This window comes from Psychrobacter arcticus 273-4 (assembly GCF_000012305.1).
Taxonomy (GTDB): domain Bacteria; phylum Pseudomonadota; class Gammaproteobacteria; order Pseudomonadales; family Moraxellaceae; genus Psychrobacter; species Psychrobacter arcticus.
Window position 1 is genome coordinate 657,624 of sequence record NC_007204.1, and the last position, 23,238, is coordinate 680,861.

The 23,238-nt window shown below is 43.5% G+C and carries 13 protein-coding genes, 4 tRNA genes and 3 rRNA genes; 13 read left to right on the plus strand and 7 right to left on the minus strand.

Going from position 1 to position 23,238, the window contains the following annotated elements; translation table 11 throughout:
• The first annotated feature begins 88 nt into the window (after positions 1-88).
• The 11 genes from PSYC_RS02930 (at position 89) to PSYC_RS02980 (ending at position 11,826) form a co-directional block, all read left to right on the plus strand.
• A complete protein-coding gene (locus tag PSYC_RS02930) occupies positions 89-964 on the plus strand; it encodes a 23S rRNA (adenine(2030)-N(6))-methyltransferase RlmJ (protein WP_011279853.1) in 876 nt (291 codons plus the stop codon).
• 10 nt (positions 965-974) lie between these two features.
• Positions 975-1,922, plus strand: a complete 948-nt coding sequence (gene pssA, locus PSYC_RS02935; RefSeq protein WP_011279854.1) for a CDP-diacylglycerol--serine O-phosphatidyltransferase — start codon at positions 975-977, stop codon at positions 1,920-1,922.
• A 1,002-nt stretch (positions 1,923-2,924) separates the two neighbouring features.
• Positions 2,925-4,463, plus strand: a 16S ribosomal RNA gene (locus tag PSYC_RS02940).
• Between the two features lie 85 nt (positions 4,464-4,548).
• Positions 4,549-4,625 (plus strand) — tRNA-Ile (locus tag PSYC_RS02945).
• Between the two features lie 6 nt (positions 4,626-4,631).
• Positions 4,632-4,707 (plus strand) — tRNA-Ala (locus PSYC_RS02950).
• A gap of 348 nt (positions 4,708-5,055) precedes the next feature.
• A 23S ribosomal RNA gene (locus tag PSYC_RS02955) occupies positions 5,056-7,916 on the plus strand.
• Between the two features lie 182 nt (positions 7,917-8,098).
• Positions 8,099-8,212 (plus strand): 5S ribosomal RNA (gene rrf, locus PSYC_RS02960).
• The 16S, 23S and 5S rRNA genes sit together here with 2 tRNA genes alongside, the layout of an rRNA operon.
• A gap of 133 nt (positions 8,213-8,345) precedes the next feature.
• A complete protein-coding gene (locus PSYC_RS02965) occupies positions 8,346-10,016 on the plus strand; it encodes an ATP-dependent nuclease (RefSeq protein ID WP_011279855.1) in 1,671 nt (556 codons plus the stop codon).
• A 155-nt stretch (positions 10,017-10,171) separates the two neighbouring features.
• Positions 10,172-10,582 (plus strand): OsmC family protein, encoded by a 411-nt coding sequence (locus PSYC_RS02970; protein WP_011279856.1) that lies wholly within the window; start codon positions 10,172-10,174, stop codon positions 10,580-10,582.
• Between the two features lie 68 nt (positions 10,583-10,650).
• Positions 10,651-11,115 (plus strand): flavodoxin family protein, encoded by a 465-nt coding sequence (locus PSYC_RS02975; protein WP_011279857.1) that lies wholly within the window; start codon positions 10,651-10,653, stop codon positions 11,113-11,115.
• Between the two features lie 60 nt (positions 11,116-11,175).
• Positions 11,176-11,826, plus strand: coding sequence for a DUF938 domain-containing protein (locus PSYC_RS02980; protein WP_011279858.1), 651 nt, complete (start codon positions 11,176-11,178; stop codon positions 11,824-11,826).
• Positions 11,827-12,066: 240 nt separating this feature from the next.
• Here PSYC_RS02980 and PSYC_RS02985 read toward each other — a convergent pair whose 3' ends face one another.
• Positions 12,067-12,870, minus strand: a complete 804-nt coding sequence (locus PSYC_RS02985; RefSeq protein ID WP_011279859.1) for a dienelactone hydrolase family protein — start codon at positions 12,868-12,870, stop codon at positions 12,067-12,069.
• 431 nt (positions 12,871-13,301) lie between these two features.
• Between PSYC_RS02985 and PSYC_RS02990 the strand changes: the two genes are divergently transcribed.
• Together PSYC_RS02990 and PSYC_RS02995 are read left to right on the plus strand one after the other, a co-directional pair.
• Positions 13,302-15,389 (plus strand): catalase, encoded by a 2,088-nt coding sequence (locus PSYC_RS02990; RefSeq protein WP_011279860.1) that lies wholly within the window; start codon positions 13,302-13,304, stop codon positions 15,387-15,389.
• Positions 15,390-15,820: 431 nt separating this feature from the next.
• Positions 15,821-16,603, plus strand: coding sequence for an MBL fold metallo-hydrolase (locus PSYC_RS02995; RefSeq protein ID WP_011279861.1), 783 nt, complete (start codon positions 15,821-15,823; stop codon positions 16,601-16,603).
• A 249-nt stretch (positions 16,604-16,852) separates the two neighbouring features.
• Here PSYC_RS02995 and PSYC_RS03000 read toward each other — a convergent pair.
• From PSYC_RS03000 to PSYC_RS03025, 6 genes are all read right to left on the minus strand, one after another.
• A tRNA-Lys gene (locus tag PSYC_RS03000) sits at positions 16,853-16,928 on the minus strand.
• A 156-nt stretch (positions 16,929-17,084) separates the two neighbouring features.
• A tRNA-Lys gene (locus PSYC_RS03005) sits at positions 17,085-17,160 on the minus strand.
• 340 nt (positions 17,161-17,500) lie between these two features.
• Positions 17,501-19,498 (minus strand): MacB family efflux pump subunit, encoded by a 1,998-nt coding sequence (locus PSYC_RS03010; protein ID WP_011279862.1) that lies wholly within the window; start codon positions 19,496-19,498, stop codon positions 17,501-17,503.
• Between the two features lie 94 nt (positions 19,499-19,592).
• Positions 19,593-20,960, minus strand: a complete 1,368-nt coding sequence (locus PSYC_RS03015) for an efflux RND transporter periplasmic adaptor subunit (RefSeq protein WP_011279863.1) — start codon at positions 20,958-20,960, stop codon at positions 19,593-19,595.
• 345 nt (positions 20,961-21,305) lie between these two features.
• Positions 21,306-22,382 (minus strand): DNA polymerase III subunit delta, encoded by a 1,077-nt coding sequence (gene holA, locus PSYC_RS03020; RefSeq protein ID WP_011279864.1) that lies wholly within the window; start codon positions 22,380-22,382, stop codon positions 21,306-21,308.
• 72 nt (positions 22,383-22,454) lie between these two features.
• The gene (locus PSYC_RS03025) at positions 22,455-23,114 is read right to left on the minus strand and encodes a hypothetical protein (protein ID WP_011279865.1); all 660 of its coding nucleotides are present in this window, start codon (positions 23,112-23,114) and stop codon (positions 22,455-22,457) included.
• Positions 23,115-23,238: the final 124 nt, after the last annotated feature.

Sequence of the window (23,238 nt, forward strand, 5' to 3'; positions counted from 1 at the left end):
TCTATGCCTTTTTACCAAAACCATCGTTATCTTTTGCCCATCCTATGCTACCATAGATGCAATTTTTCTTATTTAAACTTTTGAACTTATGAATTATAAACACGCCTATCATGCTGGTAACTTTGCCGATGTTGTTAAACACATTCTATTGGTACAACTGCTGAATCAAATGGGGCAAAAAAACAAACCTTTTTATGTGCTTGATGCTTATGGCGGTCGTGGACTGTATTCGCTTGGCAGTGAAGAGGCTCGCAAGACTGGTGAAGCCAAAGGTGGTATCCAAGCGTTGGTAAAAGCCGATGTTGAAAAAGCGCCAGCTGCAATCAAAGACTATATGGAAGGCATTAAGCAAGCCCGTTTTACCTATGATAAAAAGGTCTATCCGGGTTCGCCGTGGTGGATTGCTCATCATGTTGAAAAAAATCCAGATGCTGGCGTGCGCGGTGAAGCATTTGAAGCCAAAGCCAGTGAATATGATGCACTGAATTATCAGCTGCATAAATTGCCAATCGGTATTCATCATCGCAATGCTTTTGAAGGTATCGCTGCAGTGATTCCGCCAAAAGAAAAGCGTGGCTTGATATTTTTAGATCCTCCTTACGAGCAGGAGCATAAAGATTTTACCCGTCTGATCGATTTATTGGTGCATTCTTATAACAAGTGGCCACAAGGCACTTATGCGTTATGGTTCCCGATTAAAAACATCGATGCGGTTGAGCTGTTCTATAAAAAACTCAAGCGTACTGAGATGAGACGTCAGCTGGTCTGTGAACTAAATATTTATCCTAAAGATATTGCGGTCGGTCTTAATGGTACAGGGCTACTTGTGATCAATCCGCCATGGCAGTTTGATAACCATGCGCGTGAGATACTGCGCTTCTTACAGCCTGTACTAAAAGTTGCTGATGCACCAGATTTAACGCCTGATAGTGCAACCACCGTCCGCTGGTTGGTTGGCGAATAAGGATAGTGTTATGACGACTGATCAATCATCACGTAGCCTTGAAAAAAACAGTCTTGCAAAGGGCGGTCTGGTCACTGATAAAGTGATGAATGACGGTTTGATCAAAGAGCCTTTATTACAAGATAGCGCCGCCACTCAACCGCCTTTTATCGACGAGCATGATTTCGATATTCGCTTGGCGGATAATGAGAACTATGATGGGTTGACGTTTGAGGTGATTGAAGCAGAAGTCGCGGAAGGTAAGCGTGTGGTCAGTCGCGGTGTTTATTTAGCACCCAACTTGATTACCACATTATCGCTGCTGTCAGGCTTTTATTCTATTTTAGCCAGTACCCAAGGCGAGTTTTATAAGGCCTCTTTAGCGATTTTCTTATCGGCTATTCTGGATGGTGCAGATGGGCGGGTGGCGCGTATGCTGAATGCGCAAAGCCCCTTTGGCGAGCAGTATGATTCGCTTGCCGATATGCTAGCCTTTGGTGTTGCACCGGCAATTCTAATTTATAGCTTTGCTTTGCAGCCATTAGGTCGTATTGGGTTAGGTTGTGCGTTTGTCTTTACTGCCTGTGCCGCTTTCCGTTTGGCACGCTTTAACGTTCAGATTGGTGAAGTCGACAAAAAATACTTTGTTGGTTTAGCAAGTCCACTTGCCGCCATTTTGGTAACGGCTGCTGTCATGGTTGCCGTCGATCACAATCAATGGATCGGACAATACGATACGCCTGTGATGTTCTTATTTGCCGCTTGGGTCGTTATTTGCGGTCTGCTTATGGTCAGCAACGTCAAATACTATAGCTTTAAAGAGTTTGATAAGAAGAAAGTTCCTTTTGTGGTGCTTATCGTTGGTGTATTGGTCATGAGTATCGTTTTATACGATATTCCAGTCGGCATCTTAGCGATTGGTGTTATTTATGCTTTGTCAGGTATTGTTAGTACCTTACAAGCCAAAGCCACCAGTTAACGCTATAGCTTTTTATAGTAGATACTAACTTAAGACACGCAAATAAAAACCGCCTATATTTCAATAAGCGGTTTTTATTTGCGTGTTAGGTTTTGAGTGTGTTAAATATTGAAATATGGCTCCGATACAGATAACCATAACAATTGAAAAATTAAAATAACACAAATAGCCGTTGATTGGGTGCAATATTAGCGACTTATACAATGCTATTGTATGGAAACTATAATAACATTATCCGATTATCCTTCCTATAACGCTATTTGATAACAAAGCCAAGGTTATTATGCTGAACTTACCTAGTTTTAATCGTCTATCGCCTTTCTAATGGATGATAGTGTGAGTGCAGAACGTTACCGTATTAGTTTTACCTTGAAAGGCAAGCCTAGTATTTTCAACTAGCCAAAAATAAACCTTAAAACCCTCTTGACCCCCTTCCCAAACAGCGTATACTGCCCTCCAGTCGAAAGGGAAGGCGGGTTGAGAGTGGATTACCACTTAGATGATCTAGCCAAATAAATTACTTTTAAATCAAAATAATTTAAACCTTGACTTAATAATTTAAGCGTCTATAATACGCACCTCATTAAGACAAACCGGAAGCAGTTAGGGTGTGATTACACAATAACTAACCAGTTAACTTAACGAAACAAATTAAAGAAAGAAGTTGACAGACTATTAAAACATGATATGATGGTCAGCTCGCTAAATAGGATAAACCAAATTGGTTTAGGATATTTAGTTGAATACTCCTACTGGACGACAGTGGTGAGACATTATTTAAAAGCATAACTAAAGAACAACTTGTGTGGATTTTTGCTGATTCAGAATGCTAAAAAATAAAGTTGGTTGACTCTCTTTTCGAGAGAATACTAACTATAAAAATTATCATTTAAGACAGTAAAAAAACTCAAAGTTAATTCATTACGAACATAATTTAGAGCGATTTGCCAGATTAAATGAGCCAAGTTTAGTAGCCTCTTTAAAGGGTTACATAGCAAGATTAAACTGAAGAGTTTGATCATGGCTCAGATTGAACGCTGGCGGCAGGCTTAACACATGCAAGTCGAGCGGAAACGATGGTAGCTTGCTACCAGGCGTCGAGCGGCGGACGGGTGAGTAATACTTAGGAATCTACCTAGTAGTGGGGGATAGCACGGGGAAACTCGTATTAATACCGCATACGACCTACGGGAGAAAGGGGGCAGTTTACTGCTCTCGCTATTAGATGAGCCTAAGTCGGATTAGCTAGATGGTGGGGTAAAGGCCTACCATGGCGACGATCTGTAGCTGGTCTGAGAGGATGATCAGCCACACCGGGACTGAGACACGGCCCGGACTCCTACGGGAGGCAGCAGTGGGGAATATTGGACAATGGGGGAAACCCTGATCCAGCCATGCCGCGTGTGTGAAGAAGGCCTTTTGGTTGTAAAGCACTTTAAGCAGTGAAGAAGACTCCATGGTTAATACCCATGGACGATGACATTAGCTGCAGAATAAGCACCGGCTAACTCTGTGCCAGCAGCCGCGGTAATACAGAGGGTGCAAGCGTTAATCGGAATTACTGGGCGTAAAGGGAGCGTAGGTGGCTCGATAAGTCAGATGTGAAATCCCCGGGCTCAACCTGGGAACTGCATCTGATACTGTTGAGCTAGAGTATGTGAGAGGAAGGTAGAATTCCAGGTGTAGCGGTGAAATGCGTAGAGATCTGGAGGAATACCGATGGCGAAGGCAGCCTTCTGGCATAATACTGACACTGAGGCTCGAAAGCGTGGGTAGCAAACAGGATTAGATACCCTGGTAGTCCACGCCGTAAACGATGTCTACTAGTCGTTGGGTCCCTTGAGGACTTAGTGACGCAGCTAACGCAATAAGTAGACCGCCTGGGGAGTACGGCCGCAAGGTTAAAACTCAAATGAATTGACGGGGGCCCGCACAAGCGGTGGAGCATGTGGTTTAATTCGATGCAACGCGAAGAACCTTACCTGGTCTTGACATATCTAGAATCCTGCAGAGATGCGGGAGTGCCTTCGGGAATTAGAATACAGGTGCTGCATGGCTGTCGTCAGCTCGTGTCGTGAGATGTTGGGTTAAGTCCCGCAACGAGCGCAACCCTTGTCCTTAGTTACCAGCGGGTTAAGCCGGGAACTCTAAGGATACTGCCAGTGACAAACTGGAGGAAGGCGGGGACGACGTCAAGTCATCATGGCCCTTACGACCAGGGCTACACACGTGCTACAATGGTAGGTACAGAGGGCAGCTACACAGCGATGTGATGCGAATCTCAAAAAGCCTATCGTAGTCCAGATTGGAGTCTGCAACTCGACTCCATGAAGTAGGAATCGCTAGTAATCGCGGATCAGAATGCCGCGGTGAATACGTTCCCGGGCCTTGTACACACCGCCCGTCACACCATGGGAGTTGATTGCACCAGAAGTGGATAGCTTAACCTTCGGGAAGGCGTTCACCACGGTGTGGTTGATGACTGGGGTGAAGTCGTAACAAGGTAGCCGTAGGGGAACCTGCGGCTGGATCACCTCCTTATAGATGGCATTCGGTCAGCAAGAATTCACAACAAGTTGTTCTTTAGTTTAAGCTAGTTTATTAGCTAGAGGTATATGCCTCGTACAGGCCTGTAGCTCAGCTGGTTAGAGCACCGTGTTGATAACGCGGGGGTCGGCAGTTCAAGTCTGCCCAGGCCTACCATTATTAGGGGCCATAGCTCAGTTGGTAGAGCGCCTGCCTTGCACGCAGGAGGTCAACGGTTCGACTCCGTTTGGCTCCACCACATAATAAACTTTCTTTAGATGCTAATAAATAAATAGGTATCAAATAGAAACAAGTGATTCGCCGAGACATTGGCAAGATTACTTCTTTCTGTTTTATACAGAATCTGTGACTCGACGAGAGCATAGAGACTATTTAAAAACATAGATATGAGTCTGGGTTAGAACAACATGTTCACGTGTTGTTCTAACCTTAGTAATCAGCTCCTTAACGACATCAGTTGTTATCCCAGGAGTTGATTACTAAAAAAGTAAAGAGAACTGAATCAAGCGTATAAAATTAGGTGATATCGTTATCATAATTAGACTTATATAGCACTTAGCAGTCGAAAGACTACTTGGGGTTGTATGGTCAAGTAATGAAGCGCACATGGTGGATGCCTTGGCAGTCAGAGGCGATGAAAGACGTGACAGCCTGCGATAAGCTTCGGGGAGGCGGCAATATCCTGTGATCCGGAGATTTCTGAATGGGGAAACCCACCTACCATAAGGTAGGTATCTTGTACTTGTACAAGAGGCAAACGAGGGGAAGTGAAACATCTCAGTACCCTTAGGAAAAGACATCAAATGAGATTCCCCAAGTAGCGGCGAGCGAACGGGGAGAAGCCGATTAATTCTAATGTAGAAGAACAGCGTGGGAAAGCTGACCGTAGTAGGTGATAGTCCTGTATTCGAAACATTAGAGTTAACATATTAAGTAGGGCGGGACACGAGAAATCCTGTTTGAAGATGGGGGGACCATCCTCCAAGGCTAAATACTCCTGACTGACCGATAGTGAACCAGTACCGTGAGGGAAAGGCGAAAAGAACCCCTGTGAGGGGAGTGAAATAGAACCTGAAACCGTGTGCGTACAAGCAGTGGGAGCCTTAATTTATTAGGGTGACCGCGTACCTTTTGTATAATGGGTCAGCGACTTATGTTCTGTAGCAAGGTTAACCGTTTAGGGGAGCCGTAGGGAAACCGAGTCTTAATAGGGCGTTTAGTTGCAGGGCATAGACCCGAAACCGAGTGATCTATCCATGAGCAGGTTGAAAGTGCCGTAACAGGCACCGGAGGACCGAACCCACTATCGTTGAAAAGCTAGGGGATGACTTGTGGATAGGGGTGAAAGGCTAATCAAACTCGGTGATAGCTGGTTCTCCCCGAAAGCTATTTAGGTAGCGCCTCGGACGAACACCATTGGGGGTAGAGCACTGTTTCGGCTAGGGGGTCATACCGACTTACCAAACCGATGCAAACTCCGAATACCGATGAGTGATATCCGGGAGACACACAGTGGGTGCTAACGTCCATTGTGGAGAGGGAAACAACCCAGACCGCCAGCTAAGGCCCCAAATTCCTAGTTAAGTGGGAAACGAGGTGGGAAGGCATAGACAGCTAGGAGGTTGGCTTAGAAGCAGCCATCCTTTAAAGAAAGCGTAATAGCTCACTAGTCGAGTCGGCCCGCGCGGAAGATGTAACGGGGCTCAAACTAGGAGCCGAAGCTGCGGATTTGAATTTGTTTTCAAGTGGTAGGGGAGCGTTGTGTAAGCCTGTGAAGGTGTGTCGTAAGGCATGCTGGAGGTATCACAAGAGCGAATGCTGACGTGAGTAACGATAATGCGAGTGAAAAGCTCGCACGCCGGAAGATCAAGGGTTCCAGTCCAACGTTAATCGGGGCTGGGTGAGTCGACCCCTAAGGCGAGGCCGAAAGGCGTAGTCGATGGGAAATTGGTTAATATTCCAATACTTGTTTATAATGCGATGGAGGGACGGAGTAGGTTATGCCAGCCTGGCGTTGGTTGTCCAGGTGGAAGGATGTAGGCAGACAGTTTAGGCAAATCCGGACTGTCACTATGCTGAGATCTGATAGCAAGCTGTACTTGTACAGCGAAGTGGCAAATACCATGCTTCCAGGAAAAGCTTCTAAGCAATAGTTATAAACGAATCGTACCCTAAACCGACACAGGTGATCAGGTAGAGAATACCAAGGCGCTTGAGAGAACTCTGCTGAAGGAACTAGGCAAAATGGTACCGTAACTTCGGGAGAAGGTACGCTGCCGATGGTGAAACCCTTGCGGTGTAAGCTATTGGCAGTCGCAGATACCAGGCTGCTGCAACTGTTTATTAAAAACACAGCACTCTGCAAACACGAAAGTGGACGTATAGGGTGTGATGTCTGCCCGGTGCTGGAAGGTTAATTGATGGGGTTAGCGTAAGCGAAGCTCTTGATCGAAGCCCCAGTAAACGGCGGCCGTAACTATAACGGTCCTAAGGTAGCGAAATTCCTTGTCGGGTAAGTTCCGACCTGCACGAATGACATAATGATGGCAGCGCTGTCTCCAGCAGAGACTCAGTGAAATCGAAATCGCAGTGAAGATGCTGTGTACCCGCGGCTAGACGGAAAGACCCCGTGAACCTTTACTACAGCTTTACATTGAACTTTGACCTGACTTGTGCAGGATAGGTGGGAGGCTTTGAAGCAGACACGCTAGTGTTTGTGGAGCCAATCTTGAAATACCACCCTGGTCATGTTGGGGTTCTAACTCAGGTATAACAATACCGAGGACAATGTATGGTGGGTAGTTTGACTGGGGCGGTCTCCTCCTAAAGAGTAACGGAGGAGTACGAAGGTGCGCTCAGACCGGTCGGAAATCGGTCGTAGAGTATAAAGGCAAAAGCGCGCTTAACTGCGAGACCCACAAGTCGAGCAGGTACGAAAGTAGGTCTTAGTGATCCGGTGGTTCTGTATGGAAGGGCCATCGCTCAACGGATAAAAGGTACTCTGGGGATAACAGGCTGATACCGCCCAAGAGTTCATATCGACGGCGGTGTTTGGCACCTCGATGTCGGCTCATCTCATCCTAGGGCTGAAGCAGGTCCTAAGGGTATGGCTGTTCGCCATTTAAAGAGGTACGCGAGCTGGGTTTAGAACGTCGTGAGACAGTTCGGTCCCTATCTACCGTGGGCGTTGGAAATTTGAGAGGATCTGCTCCTAGTACGAGAGGACCAGAGTGGACGAACCTCTGGTGTTCGGGTTGTCACGCCAGTGGCATTGCCCGGTAGCTACGTTCGGATGGGATAATCGCTGAAAGCATCTAAGCGAGAAGCCCACCTCAAGATAAGATTTCCCTAAAGAGCCGTTGAAGACTACGACGTTGATAGGCAGGGTGTGGAAGTGCAGCGATGCATGTAGCTAACCTGTACTAATTGCTCGTTTGGCTTGACCATACAACACCCAAGTGGTTTGTATGAAAGCTCTAATTAATCTATCTTGTATAAGCATTGCTTATAGAATATATATATTTCGATATCACCTTTAACCTTGATTCAGTTAGGTTACAAGTTGGTCGACCAATAGATAATATCTTGACGTCAAAACAATAATAACAGACTCATATCTAACCCCCTTTGCTGACGACAATAGCACGATGGCCCCACCTGATCCCTTACCGAACTCAGAAGTGAAACATCGTCGCGCCAATGGTAGTGTGGTTCGCCCATGTGAGAGTAGGTCATCGTCAGCTCTCTATTCCTGAAAAACCCCCTTCGACTTATGTCGAAGGGGGTTTTTCTTTGGCTGGGGATTTATTAATAGCTTTAATTGCTACATTTGTAGGACAATACTCTATTAGAACTATATCAATAATGGAGTTATAAATGTTAAAAGATATAAAGTTGAAATTTGGGCGTGCAGAAGATTTAGAACCTCAAATAATAAAAGCTATGCCTATAACAGTGTTTGTTGGTCCGAATAATTCAGGCAAAAGTAAAATACTATCGGAAATTCAACAATTCTGTATGAGTGGGAATAAGTTTGCTAGCGATGTAATTATTGAGGATATCGAGTTAGAGGGAATTGATGAACTTCTACTTGAATCGAAAATTAAATCATTAATTCTTGAACCTAATCCTAATGAAGCTATTCATCCCGGTTATATTTTTGTTGGAAAAGGGCATACTAGACATCAAGTTCCTGAAGCTCAATTTAGGGAAGCTTTACTTACTCCTAATTTACAACCCAATCATACTTGTACATGGTTTCTTTCTTACAATACTCTAATACTTAATGGTAGTAATAGAATTAATTTAGTTAACCAGCAAGATGCTGGAAATCTTCAACAACCACCTCACTCGAGTTTTCAAGTACTATTCAGGGATGATGATAAAAGAAAGGAAGTTAGTCGAATAATTTATGAAGCTTTTGGAAAATATCTAGTTATAGATCCTACAAATCTAGGGCAACTGAATCTTCGTCTTTCAAAAGTTCCTCCCAAAGATACTATGGAAGAAAGAGGAATCCATCAGGAAGCCGTTGATTTTCATGCTAAAGCCCTACCTATATCTTTAGCAAGTGATGGTGTAAAAGCTTTTACTGGAATGGTAACTGAAATGATCGCTGGTGATCCCTCAGTACTATTGATGGATGAACCTGAAGCTTTTCTACACCCCTCACTCTCTTTTAAACTTGGAAAAGAAGTCTCCCAAATAATGTCAGGGACTGATAAAAGATTATTTGTAGCAACTCATAGCCCTAATTTTGTTATGGGATGTATCCAGTCGGGTGCTCCCGTAAATATTGTAAGGTTAACCTATAGAAATGATGTTGCCACAGCTAGGATCCTTCCTAACGAAGATATCTTGAAGCTTATGAGAAATCCTCTATTACGCTCAACTGGCGTTTTAAGTGGACTTTTTTATGAGTTTGTTGTAGTCACAGAATCAGATGCTGACCGAGCATTTTATCAAGAAATTAATGATCGCCTTTTAAAAAGTGATGGTCAGAGAGGAATACCTAATTGTCTATTTCTTCATGCCCAAAATAAGCAAACGGTTAAAACTATAATAAAACCTTTGCGTGAGCTGGGTATTCCTGTTGCAGGAATAGTTGATATAGATGTTGTTAAAGATGGTGGTAGTGTATGGACAGGGTTTCTTGACAGTGGCTCTATACCTGAGTTAGAAAGATCATCTTTGGCTACTTTAAGACAAGCCTTAAAGAAAAAATTTGAAGATTCAGGGAAGAATATGAAACTGGACGGAGGAATTCAAATTTTTTCTGGAGAAGATAAAGAAGCACTGCAAAACTTTTTTGATAAACTAGCAGATTATGGTTTATTTGTTGTCCCTAATGGTGAACTAGAGTCATGGTTAACAGAGTTGTCTGCTTCAGGACATGGTCCTAATTGGCTTGTCGAAATTTTTGAGAAAATGGGTGAAGACCCTAATTCAGAAAGCTATTTAAAGCCTAAGGATGACGATGTTTGGCAATTTATTGATTTAATCTCAACTTGGTTTTTGAATCCTAGAAGAAAAGGCATACCTAAATAGCAGCTAACAGATCTTTAAAAAATAAAAAACAGCTAGATTGGCTTTCTCAATGTCAATTTAACCAATTAGTTCAAGCCGTTTAACTAAATACAGGAATTTTTTTCTAAGGATTTCTAAGCCTAAGAACTTACGTTCTAAATACCAAAGAGAGCTCTATGACAACCTCAAAAGTAACCTACCAAGGCGATTTGCGCACTAGCGCTATTCATTTGCAATCAAACAATGAAATCATTACTGATGCACCAGTTGATAATCAAGGTAAGGGCGAAGCTTTTTCACCGACTGATTTATTGGCGACCAGCTTAGCAAGTTGCATGTTGACCATTATCGGCATAAAAGCACGTGATATGGAAATTGATATCGCAGGTACTACCGCTGAAGTGACGAAAGTTATGGCAGCTGATCCAAGACGTGTCAGTGAAGTACATATCGCTATTACTTTCAATCAAGAGTTAGATGACAAGACGCAAAAAATATTCTATAACACCGCGCTCACTTGTCCGGTTGCGAAAAGTATCCATCCTGATATTTTTCAAAAAGTGATTATTCATTCTAAGAGCTATTAATTCTGAGAGCTATTGATTCCAAGGATTACTAATTCCAAAAACTAGTAACCTCTATAAGGGTGATTGATATGGCTAGCAAAACCTTACTTATTGTTGCCCATGCGCCGTCGCCTAATACCAAAAAATTAGCCCAAGCGGCTTATGACGGTGCCAATCATCCTGATATAGATATCAATGTGGTGCTAAAGTCGCCGCAAGATACTCAGCCTGAAGATGTATTGGCAGCCGATGCATTATTATTAGGCACGACTGAGAACTTGGCTTATATGGCAGGGCTGACCAAAGACTTTTTTGATCGTTGCTATTATCCTGTACTAGAAGAGAAGCAGGGCATGCCATTTGCCTTATACATACGTGCAGGGCATGATGGTACGGGCACCAAGCTTGCTATGAAGACGATTACGACAGGACTGCGTTGGCAATGGATTCAAGAAGCGCTGATTTTACAAGGTGATTGGCAAGAAGCGTTTACCGAACAAGTCGAAGAGCTGGCGATGACCTTGGCAGCTGGGCTAGAAGCGGGTATTTATTAATTGTTTATTTATCAGCTATTTGGGATATTTATTGTCAGATGAAAGAGGAGAGAAAAGCCTATGAATAAAAACGCTGCAACAAGCAATCATCTCTTTGATGCTTCAACCTTGCCGTTTTCTCAAGCGTGTGAAAATAATAAACAGCCGATTTTGGACGTTTTACAGCAAGAGTTGCAAGATTTTACTCGTGTATTAGAAGTGGGTTCAGGGACGGGTCAGCATAGTGTGTATTTTGCACCGAGATTGGCCCATTTAACATGGCAGACCAGTGATGTGGTTGCTCATCATGCCACTATCAATGCTTGGCATACTGCTTATCCTGCGTCCAATCTATATGCGCCACTGGCTTTTGATCTGGCAGTCGATCCATTACCGATTAGTCTTGCTAGCAATCAGCCCTATGATGCGATATTTACCGCCAACACCCTGCATATCATCTCATGGCTTTTGGTTGAACAATTATTTTCACTAGTGGGTAATGCTTTACCTATCAATGGAAAATTAATCGTTTATGGACCGTTTAACGAAAATGGGCATTACACCAGTGCGGGTAATCAGCAGTTTGATATCAGTCTACAACAACGCGACCCAAAGAGCGGTATTCGTCATTTAGAAGATATAATAGCCTTGGCGAAGACACATCATCTAAGACTATCTGTTCAGTATGCGATGCCGGCTAATAACCAGCTATTGGTATTCCAAAAACAATAGATCGGCGAATATTTGAAAAAAAGACCTCTTAATCAAGATCTTACAACGATCGATTGAGAGGTTTTTTTATTTAAAGTTATTTATAGTCGGTGAAAAGTAATATCGATACAACAGGTACTACTGGTGCAAATTTTTCTTGCTTGCTGTGCCTACGCAGACAGAGGCTGCAAAAAATTTACACCAGCAATACGGTAGCGACTTTAAAGTATTTCAACTATAGATGGTTTGCATATAGTCAGATTATTTATAGGCTTCTGCTAAAAAATCTAAATAACGTTTCCAAGAACGCTCATCAGCGCGAGCATCATATCTATCGCTGCCGAACACGCTAAAGGCATGTGGTGCACCACTATAGGTTAGCATCTCATGTGGTACCTTGGCAGCTTCTAACGTCTTACCCAAAGTGGCAAAGCTTTCAAGGGAGACAGATTCATCCGCAGACCCGTGAAATACCAATATCTCTCCAGTAGTCTTATCATAACTTTGACCCGTGGGGGTATCAAAGGCACCATGGAAGGGCACAAACGCTTTTTGCGGAAAGCCTGAGCGTGCTAGCTCTAAAGCAACCGTACCGCCAAAACAGTATCCCATCGTTACGCCTTTGCGTGCATCATTGCCTTGCTCTTGACCGGCGCTCAATGCGCCTTGAAGTAAGCGGCGCATTTTGCTGCGATCGTCATATAGTGCTGCGGTTAAGCGTTTATTGTCTTCAATATTCGTCGGGCGGATGCCTTGCCCAAACATATCAGCAGCCAGTACGTTATAGCCCTCACTTGCCAACATATCAGCTCGCTTACGCTCATAGTCTGTTAGCCCATCCCAATCATGAATCAGTAAGATAAATGGCGCATTAACTTTGTCAGCTTTGGCGTAATAACCTTCATATGGCTGGTTATCTACCGTATAAGTGACGTTTTTAGTTGTAATGGCTGCCGCTGTTTGACTCAGCAGTAATGCTAATGCCGCTAAGCCCAAAGAGGCGCTGTACAATAACTTTTCGCCATAGCGCTTAGATGATTTAATAGAAGTAAATGTCATGGTCATGGGTAGCCTCATTATGTTAGTTAAAAAATTTCAGTGAAAAATAGCGTATTTCAAAACCGATCCACCCTTTCAACACAAATGAGCAGACACCTATTACAGAATAGCGTAAAGAATAACTACATGACAACGCTATATTGTTAAAAATAATAGGTGTTACAATCGTTTTTAAGCTTAACTAATGCCTATTTTTCTTAACCAAACATCAACACGCTTAACGATATAGTTGACATACCTGACCAAGATTTTTGAGTAAGATAATTGTTGATCTCATCATTGCTTGAGTCAAGTTCTATCTTTAACCGTGCTACAACACAGAAAATAAACGGACATTTGCAATGGCCATTATCTCTACGGATATAAACACTGTGTTAGCACTTATTAAATGGTCTATTGATAGCCCATTTTTACTCATCAGCTAGCTAGGATATTTTATGAATAAGAATATTGATCATACTGACCCCGCTAAAGACATGAATATGGAACGTGGCAATGGTGGTGAAACCCATCAACGTGCCGGTGACGACACCAAAATACTGACTACCCAGCAGGGTGTGCCAATTTCGGACAATCAAAACTCACTCAAAGCAGGACCGCGCGGTCCAACGCTATTAGAGGATTTCGTCTTACGTGAAAAGATTCATCACTTTGACCATGAGCGTATTCCTGAGCGTATTGTGCATGCGCGTGGTAGTGCTGCACACGGTTATTTTGAGCTGACCGAATCACTAGAAGAATATACTACGGCTAAAATTTTGACTGAGACCGGTAAGCAGACGCCTTTATTTACGCGTTTTTCGACTGTTGCTGGTAGTAAAGGCTCAAAAGATACGCCACGTGATGTACGTGGCTTTGCAGTCAAAATCTATACCGAAGAAGGAAACTGGGATTTGGTCGGTAATGACATGCCTATTTTCTTTATCCAAGATGCGATGAAATTCCCAGATCTTGTCCATGCGGTTAAACCTGAACCGGATCGCGGTTTCCCGCAAGCCGCTTCTGCTCACGATACTTTTTGGGATTTCGTGTCATTAAGTCCTGAAACCATGCACAACGTTATTTGGTTAATGAGTGATCGTGGGATACCGCGTAGCTTACGCATGATCGAAGGTTTTGGTATTCATAGCTATCGTCTGATTAATAAAGCGGGCAAAAGTACCTTTATGCGTTTTCACTGGAAACCGGTGCTTGGTGTGCAATCAACGACATGGGATGAAGCAGTAAAAATCTCTGGTGCCGATCCAGATTATCATCGCCGCGACTTGTTTGAGTCGATTAATAATGGCGATTTTCCTGAATGGGAATTTGGCGTGCAATTATTCACTGAAGAAGAAGCAAGCAAATTTCCGTTTGACCATTTAGATGCCACCAAGATGATTCCAGAAGAAATGGTACCAGTCAAAATCGTTGGAAAAATGGTGTTAAATCGTTATCCTGATAATTTCTTTGCTGAAACGGAGCAAGTAGCTTTCTGTCCATCGCATGTACCACCGGGTATCGATTTTAGTAACGACCCCTTATTACAAGGTCGCCTATTCAGCTACTTAGATACCCAGCTGTCACGTTTGGGCTCACCGAACTTTGCTCAGATTCCAATCAATGCACCGAAATGTCCATTTGCCAATAATCAGCAAGATGGTCATATGCAGATGCAAGTGCCAAAGACTCGTGTCCTATACGAGCCACAAAGTCTAGATCCAACCAGACCACGTGAGAGTGTTAAAAGAGGCTTTGCGTCTTTTGCCGAGACGCTAGATGATGGTGTTAAAGGTCGCATACGCGCGGAGAGCTTCGCTGATCATTATAGTCAGCCGCGTATGTTCTATCGTAGCCAAACGACAATTGAGCAAGCACACATTGCCTCAGCTTATGCCTTTGAGCTAGGTAAAGTAGATACGGCGCATGTACGCAGTCGTACGCTCGGTCATCTACGTAATATCGATGAAGATTTAGCAAGTCGTGTGGCAAAAGCGTTGGGTATGGAGTTGCCGGAAGCTGCTGATGCTGCCGCACCTATCCAAGATATGGAAATATCTCCTGCCGTAAGAACGATTGGTCTGTCACCTAAGAGCTTAAAGGGTCGCATGATTGGTATTCTAGTGGCGGAAGGCTCAAAGCATAGTGAAATAGAAAAGTATGAGAAGGCGGCGCAAGCGCAAGGTGCCAGTGTCAAAATTATTGCACCGAATAAAGAAGTCACATTAGACGATGATACTATCATACAAGCTGATGAGCGCGTAGCAGGGGGTCCGTCCGTGATGTTCGATGCGGTCGTCAGTATCATTATGCCAGACCAAGCTAAAAAGCTGGCTAAAGACAGTGCCACGTTAGATTGGTTTACGGACGCCTATGTACACTGTAAAGCGATTTCTTATTGCGGGGCAACGGATGAGTTTATCTTAAGTAAGCTACCAATTGAAAAAGATGCGTTCGTCACGCCATTATCTGATTTGGATGTCTTTATTGAAAATGCCAAATCGCGTCTATGGGAGCGTGAGCCAAAGGTTCGTGACCTTGCCTAATATGGCTTAATCCTAATATGGCTTAATATATTCGTATTTAAATCTCTAATAAAGAACTCAGCCACTGTGCTGGGTTTTTTTATGAGAAATTTTATTTTTTGATCAAAATAATCTTTAGTCACAAGCGTTCACTTAATATCACTTTTAAACCCGTATTGAACGGTATAATGACTAATCATATAGTTGAAATACTTTAAAGTCGCTACAGTACTACTGGTGTAAATTTTTTGCAGCCTCTGTCTGCGTAGGCACAGCAAGCAAGAAAAATTTGCACCAGTAGTACGTGTTGTATCGATATTACTTTTCACCGACTATATTGCTTAATAAAATCAAGAATACGGCAATGAATAAGCTGGTTAAATATAGCCTTTGCTTTCATACATGGATATTTAAATGGCTAATATAAGCGTTATATTAGATAAAGGGATATTATGAGTTTAGTAGATATCGTTGCAATAGAGGGATATATTCAGACAACGTATATGGCGGTTTATCCTGACAAGTTATTATTGCTAGATTCAGGGTGTCGATGTGATGTCGATAAAATTTTAGCGTATATTACCGATACTCTAAAACGTCCGGTTGAGCAACTTAAGACAGTCATGGTCACGCATATGCATCCCGATCATGCGGGCGGTGCTAAGCTGTTGCAGCAAAAAACTGGCTGTCAAATAGTTACTGCGATGTCTGATAAGCCTTGGTATCATGGTGTTTTGGGTAGAATCGCTCATTTGAATGATTTAGGATTGACTTATTATGTCGCCAGTCGCCAAGGCAAGTCGATCACCAACGTCTGGTACCACCCTATTTTAAAAGCGGATATCAATGTTCAAGATGGCGACCGTGTGCCAAATTTTGACGACTGGATCGTCTTGGAGACCCCAGGGCATACCGATCGAGACTTGTCCTTATGGCATCCGCAAAGTAAGCAAGCGTATACCGCAGATCTGATATTACTCATCAAAAATAAATTTGTGTCGCCTTATTTGATTACGTTGCCTGATGCTTACCGTGCATCATTGAACAAAGTTAAAGCACTGCAACCAGATATTTTGTTACTAGCGCACGGCAAAAGGGCTGAAATTAGTAAAGAAGACTTTGAAAAACTAATAAAACGGACACCAAACGAACCATGCAAAACAACACTACAAAATAGTTTTAAACTCATGTTTTCACAAGTTAAGTTTGCTCGAAGAAGAGTGGATATCCCTTAACTATAGTTGAAATACTTTAAAGTCGCGACAGTATTGCTGGTGTAAATTTTTTGCAGCCTCTGTCTGCGCAGGCACAGCACGCCAGAAAAATTTATACCAGTGCCGCGTCAAAACATGATGTATCTACTTTATTTGGAATCGACTATAGTACGTGTTGTATCGATATTACTTTTCACTGACTATAAATAGATATTAAATAATATGAACAAAAAAAAGCCCAATCATTAAATGATTGGGCTTTCCTAAATATGGTGGGCCGACCGCGACTCGAACGCGGGACCAATTGATTAAAAGTCAACTGCTCTACCAACTGAGCTATCGGCCCTGAGAAGCGTTAAAAAATTGTATTACAATTTTAGCTTCGCAAGATAAATTTCCTTAAAGGGAAACTTATTAAAACTAGACATCAAAAAGCATGTCTTTAAACTTATTACGCCACTACTGGATAGGGTAGCATACATAACAAGGATAATACTAAAAATGGTGGGCCGACCGCGACTCGAACGCGGGACCAATTGATTAAAAGTCAACTGCTCTACCAACTGAGCTATCGGCCCTGAAGAGTGTATTAAAAAGCAGTGCTTTTTAACTCTACAAGAGAAAATTCTATTAGAAGAATTTTCGGTAAGCTTAACTTCTTTATTTATCGACTGGTCAATATCAAAAAGAGGCATCAAGCTTGTTTCATATTTAGATAATTTGTATCTCTAAACGTGAGAGCACATTATATATATAATTAAGACAAATACAACCCCGAATGAGCAAAAAAGTGAAAAATCTTAGATAATAATGAGCAATTTTTAAATTTAAGCCTTATTTGGATGTCGAGTAACTTATTATCACAGTCAGTTTTTTATTTTGAAAAGGATAATTTAAAATTTTCTGCTTAGACTCTTACTAATCTCTAGACAGCGCTTCGACAGGGTCAAGTTTGGCAGCATTGCGTGCTGGTAAAAAACCAAATACCACGCCGATAAGCGTTGAGCACACAAAGGCGGCAATAATAGACGTCGATGAATAAATGACTTTAAAACTGTCGCCGCCCACACGGTTAATTAGCTCACCAATGGCAAATGCCATGCCAATACCCAGCAGTCCCCCTAATATACAGACCAACACCGCTTCAATCAAAAACTGCTGCATGATATCGCTTTGGCGTGCGCCGACAGCCATACGTACGCCAATCTCATTGGTACGTTCGGTCACCGATACCAGCATGATATTCATGACGCCAATACCACCTACGATAAGCGAGATAATGGCGATAGATGAAATCAGCAAGGTCATTGCTGCCGTAGTAGACTCAATGGTTTGACGGATAGAGTCAGAATTACGTATACGAAAGTCATCGGTACCGTGGCGGCTTTTCATCAGATTTGAGATGGCAGACTCAGCGGCAGAAGAGGATATATTGTTGTCAATCAGCGCCACAAAACTTTCAATATAAGCGCTACCTATGAGACGTGACATCATGGTGGTGTAAGGCATATATAAAGTAGGGGAGTCGACACTTCTACTAAAGCCGCCCTCGTTTGGCTCTAAAACGCCAATCACGCGCCCAGGAACGCTACCTATCAGCAGTACCTCACCGATAGGGTTTGCTGTAGTAGGAAAGAAGGTTTTATGCGCATTGCTGTCGATAATAATATCTTGGGTGCGGCGTAAGATGCTTTGTTCATCAAAGCCTTGACCCATTGCCAGTGTTTCACCACTGACATCGAGATAATCTTTACCAACCCCGCTGATACTCGCGGCTTCTTGAACATTACGATAGCGGACGCTCATATTGCTATTAAGCTGCGGACTGACACTGAGTACATAAGGCTGGTCAGCAACCGCTTGGGCATCCTGTGGGGTCAAATTGTCATCATTGTACTGACGTCTAGGATCGCCGTAAGGGTAGCCGTCAGTAATGGTAATAGTATTGGTGCCTAGCGAGCTAATATTGGACAATATCTGCTCTTGTGAGCCTTTACCGAGCCCGACAACTGATACCACAGAGGCAATACCAATGATGATACCCAACATTGTCAGCAGGGTGCGCATTTTGTGAGCACGCATGGCAAGTAAAGACATTTTAAACGATTCAAGCAAGCGGTCGATAAAGCTGCCAAAAGCACTCTTACGGTGCTTGTCTATTATCGACGAAAATTGTGCTACTGGGCGCTGATAGTCTTCGTTTTTATAATCGGCAATGATATAACCGTCTTTGATTTCAATCACGCGCTCAGCTTGGGCAGCAAGACCGGGGTCATGCGTCACCATAATAATGGTATGACCTTGCGCATTTAGATTTTTTAAGATTTGTACGACATCTTTACCTGATTTGCTATCAAGCGCGCCTGTCGGCTCATCGGCTAAGATGATATCGCCGCCATTCATCAGCGCCCTTGCGATAGACACACGCTGCTGCTGACCACCCGATAGCTGGCTTGGACGATTATTGACTTTGTCCGCCAGTCCCAAGTCTGATAAGAGCTGTTCGGCACGCTCATTACGTGCTTGCCCGTCCATCCCTGCATAGACGGCAGGCACAGAGACATTGTCACGTGCACTGATATCACCCAATAAATGGTAACGCTGAAAAATAAAACCAAAGTGCTCACGGCGCAGTTTTGCCAGCTCATCAGGGGCTAAACGGTTCACGGATTGCCCAAATACTTGATAATCACCGGCAGTCGCTTGGTCCAAGCAGCCCAAAATATTCATCAAGGTTGACTTGCCTGAGCCTGATTGCCCAATAATAGCCACCATCTCGCCTTGATGGATGGTTAGATTGATATCGTGCAATACACGAATGGTCTGCTCGCCCGCTTTAAACTCTCTGATCAAGCCTTTGACTTGCATCAAAGGCTTATCAGTGGCGGCGTTAGCATAAAGGTCTTGGCTGCTCATTTACTATCCTGCTTATCTCAATCAATATCAAAGCTGATTTGTGACTATTGTAAATTTCATTTAAGTCTTATTATGTTTGATTCCGGAGTTAGGGCTAGAACGGTCGACCGCCTCTGCCACCGCCTTTACTGCCACTATCTGGTCCTTCTTCGCTTAAGATAACCTCATCACCTTTTTTGAGACCGCTCAATATCTCAGCATTGACGCGATTATTGATACCGACTTTGACCGCTTGTTCAACCACTGTGCCATCAGCTTTAAGAACGCGAACATTCGCCATAGTTGTGCCAAAATCGCCATGAGGATTAGCTGAAGTGGCAGACGCTGTTTTATCATTTCCAGATTTTTTAGATTGACCGGCAGGTTGCAGTGCGGCAGATGGAATAAGTAGCGCGTCTTTTGCTTGATTAATAACGATATAAACTTGCGCGGTCATATCGATACGAAAGCGGCGCTCGATATTGGGCACTTCGATATAACCGACATAATAAATGGCAGCATCGGTCGAGCTGGTATCGCTGATTTTTTCAGGAGCCGGTTCAATCGCTTTAAGGATCGAATCATATTTTTGATCAGGATTACCGATGATATTAAAATAGACTGGCAAGCCTGCTTTAACGTTAATGACGTCGGCTTCAGAGATTTGGGCATTGATGCGAACGGTAGATAAATCAGCTAATGTGACAATAGTTGGCGCGGTTTGATTGGCGTTGACCGTCGTCCCTTGCTCAGTGGTTACAGATACCACGGTGCCTGACATCGGTGCACGAATGGTAGTGTAGCTTAAATCTTCCTGCGCAGTACTGACGTTGGTCTGAGATTTACGTAACGCCGCCTGCTGACTGTTAATATTCGCTGCAGTAGTGGCAATAGCGGCTTTGGCCGTGTCGATAGAGGCACGTGCATTGGCGACTGCTGCCTGCGCGGTTTGTACCTTTGTCCCTTGTGTATCATAATCTTGCTGTGATATCGCATCGATAGCGAGTAAACCTTGCAAGCGTGAAAAGTCTGCTTGCGCTTGTCTTAACTCAGCTTGACGGCTGGCAAGATCCGCTTGCGCACTTTTGAGACCTGCTTGACGACTTAACGACTCAGCTCGTGCGCTTTGTAAACCCGCTTCGCTTTGTTCAAGGCTGGCTTGCTCATTGCTCAAATTATTCTTTTGCGTCACTTGGTCAATCTGCGCAATTAAATCGCCTTTTTGCACTTCATCACCGACTTCAACGAACAGCCGTGTCACCTCACCAGATACTTGCGCACCGACATCGACGGTATTAAGCGCTTTAACTTTACCCGATGCCATAACGTTATTTTCGATATCGCCAATCTCAGCAGTCGCTGTCAGATAGTTGGGTGTGGCTTCTTTTGGTTTTAAGGTTTGATAGGCTAAAACGCCTAAGGCGATAATGACTAAGGCAATAATGCCCCATTTGATAGCAGGCTTTTTGCTGATTTTGCGCATGACGACAATCCAATAACAATAAAATCAAATGTAACTATAGTTGAAATACTTTAAAGTCGCTACCGTATTGCTGGTGTAAATTTTTTGCAGCCTCTGTCTGCGTAGGCACAGCAAGCAAGAAAAATTTGCACCAGTAGTACGTGTTGTATCGATATTGCTTTTCACCGACTCTATAATAGAGGCTCAATGGACAAAAGGGAATGGGAGTTAGTTTGCGAAAGGTTAAGCACAGATATTGATGCAGGTTTTGCAGAGGAGATTTGGATTTGTGCAGGAAGTTTATCGATGAAAAAGCAGGTTAAAGGTAGTGTTTATTATTGACTGATAAATAACTCATCACTCTGCTTATTTCGTAGGGAACAAACGCTTTCCTGATAACTCTAACGCAGCTTGTAATAATAGCTCCCACGCTGGCTGAATAATCAACCCTTTTATCGCTTGGTCACAGCGATAAAGCAGAGCAGGCCACGCTGCTACTTGCGCTTTTGACTGACGGCGACACGCTTGCTGATATAGGCCTTGTTTGCTGCGCCAAATACCAAGAGCTTGCGGGTCTTGCCCGTCCATTAGTTGCATCACTTGTCGCATGTCTTTGCTAATTGCCCATAACACCAGTGTCGTTGGCTCATCCGTGGCTTTGAGCTGAAATATGATTTTGGCGACTTGGGCAATATTACCAGCAAGCATCGCGTCGGATAAATCAAACACACTAAATTGCGCGTCACTGACCAGTGCTGCTTGTAAGTCATTAATATCTAGTGCGACCTGTAATAGGTGCGCGCTAGAGTTTCCATTTTCTTGAATAGCAGCATCATTATTCGCCATTAGCTGCGGCGCAAACAAATAGGATAAACGCCATAAGGTCTGATAGGCACTGAGCAAATGATGTTCGGTATGTGACATTAGCAGCTGCCAAGCTTCTTGCGATAGCTTTAAGCCAAACTGCTGCGCTTGTATTTGCAATAACTGTTGGCGCTGCTGCTCATTATATAAATTACAATCAATGAGGTGCCCGTATTGAGCAAATGGCGCAAACCATTTGCTGCTTTGGGCGCGCTTATCTTGTTTTGGGGTCAACCACAATAAGCTATGACTGTGCGCACCGGTTTGAGCGTCTTGGGCAAAGCGTTCTAGCTCTGTAATGACTGCTTTATCAGGCTTATGATTGCCGGTCACGATCAAGGCACTGGCATCATCAAATAAAGACTGACTACCAAGCTCTGACAATACTTCTTGCCAGCTCTTAATTGATATAAGCTCTATACGCTTAATGGCGTAATTCTGCGCACGCCAATGCGGTCGCAGTGCATCGATGAGCCATTGACTTAATAATGGCTCATCACCATGTGCCAGCCACAAGCCTGCTACTGCGATCGAAGATTGGCGTAGTTTTGGATAGGCTTGTATAAAAGTATCTTGCATAAAGGCTGACGCACACAAAGTTGTGAATAAAAAAGCAAAGTTAAAAATTTACTAAGCTACATTTGAGCTATATTAAGGTTTGGGCACGAGAATCGCCGTAGCGCCTGTACCTTTGCCGATTTGAGCAGAGGTGGTAGCGCTGGCAGGTGTTACTTTTGGCAGTGCAATTGCCACATATTGATCGGTGATACGTCGCGCTAAACTGTCATAGAGCCACTCACGAATTTGATCGCCTTGCTGATCGTCGGTACTCACTGAGGCTTCGTTATACTGATAGCTACGTTCAACTTGAATAGGATTGGTAAGCGTCACAGGCTTACCGTTATCCATGCTTTGATAGCTGACATCAGCTGATATCACCAAGCGAATTTCTGTCAATACGCCGACCAATTCATAACGCTTAAAACGTACGTTATTGACAGTAATGGCAGCGATGGTTTCAGCACCAACCTGTTGGTTGTTATTCGCGACATCAGCCAAGGTCATGTTAGTAATCACATCAACGCCCAATGCCTCTAGGCGCTTTGTGAGTGGCAGCTTCAGTGGGAATGCGGTGCGATTGTCTTCGGTAATTACCGCGGTCTTCGCCACATTAGACAGCATTGGCGCATCATAACCACGTAGCTGAAAGCCGCAACCGCTCAGACTGGCAGTCGCACCAACTATGGCAAGCATTGGCAAAGATGCAAGTAATGCGGTCGCTAGTTTCTGTCTATTCGACTTATTAGGCATGTGCTTTTTTTCCTTACATGTTGTTTGATATGACGGCATAGCACGGTGCTTATCCGTCATAATCGCCATTCTTATTGTGATAAGAAAACCTAAAACATCAGTGTTTCATTAGCTGTTTGTAGCC

Coding starts and splice junctions, on each gene's coding strand:
- PSYC_RS02930 (WP_011279853.1), top strand. CDS start 89: ATGAATTATAAACACGCCTATCATGCTGGTAACTTTGCCGATGTTGTT.
- pssA (WP_011279854.1), top strand. CDS start 975: ATGACGACTGATCAATCATCACGTAGCCTTGAAAAAAACAGTCTTGCA.
- PSYC_RS02965 (WP_011279855.1), top strand. CDS start 8,346: ATGTTAAAAGATATAAAGTTGAAATTTGGGCGTGCAGAAGATTTAGAA.
- PSYC_RS02970 (WP_011279856.1), top strand. CDS start 10,172: ATGACAACCTCAAAAGTAACCTACCAAGGCGATTTGCGCACTAGCGCT.
- PSYC_RS02975 (WP_011279857.1), top strand. CDS start 10,651: ATGGCTAGCAAAACCTTACTTATTGTTGCCCATGCGCCGTCGCCTAAT.
- PSYC_RS02980 (WP_011279858.1), top strand. CDS start 11,176: ATGAATAAAAACGCTGCAACAAGCAATCATCTCTTTGATGCTTCAACC.
- PSYC_RS02985 (WP_011279859.1), bottom strand. CDS start 12,870: ATGACCATGACATTTACTTCTATTAAATCATCTAAGCGCTATGGCGAA.
- PSYC_RS02990 (WP_011279860.1), top strand. CDS start 13,302: ATGAATAAGAATATTGATCATACTGACCCCGCTAAAGACATGAATATG.
- PSYC_RS02995 (WP_011279861.1), top strand. CDS start 15,821: ATGAGTTTAGTAGATATCGTTGCAATAGAGGGATATATTCAGACAACG.
- PSYC_RS03010 (WP_011279862.1), bottom strand. CDS start 19,498: ATGAGCAGCCAAGACCTTTATGCTAACGCCGCCACTGATAAGCCTTTG.
- PSYC_RS03015 (WP_011279863.1), bottom strand. CDS start 20,960: ATGCGCAAAATCAGCAAAAAGCCTGCTATCAAATGGGGCATTATTGCC.
- holA (WP_011279864.1), bottom strand. CDS start 22,382: ATGCAAGATACTTTTATACAAGCCTATCCAAAACTACGCCAATCTTCG.
- PSYC_RS03025 (WP_011279865.1), bottom strand. CDS start 23,114: ATGCCTAATAAGTCGAATAGACAGAAACTAGCGACCGCATTACTTGCA.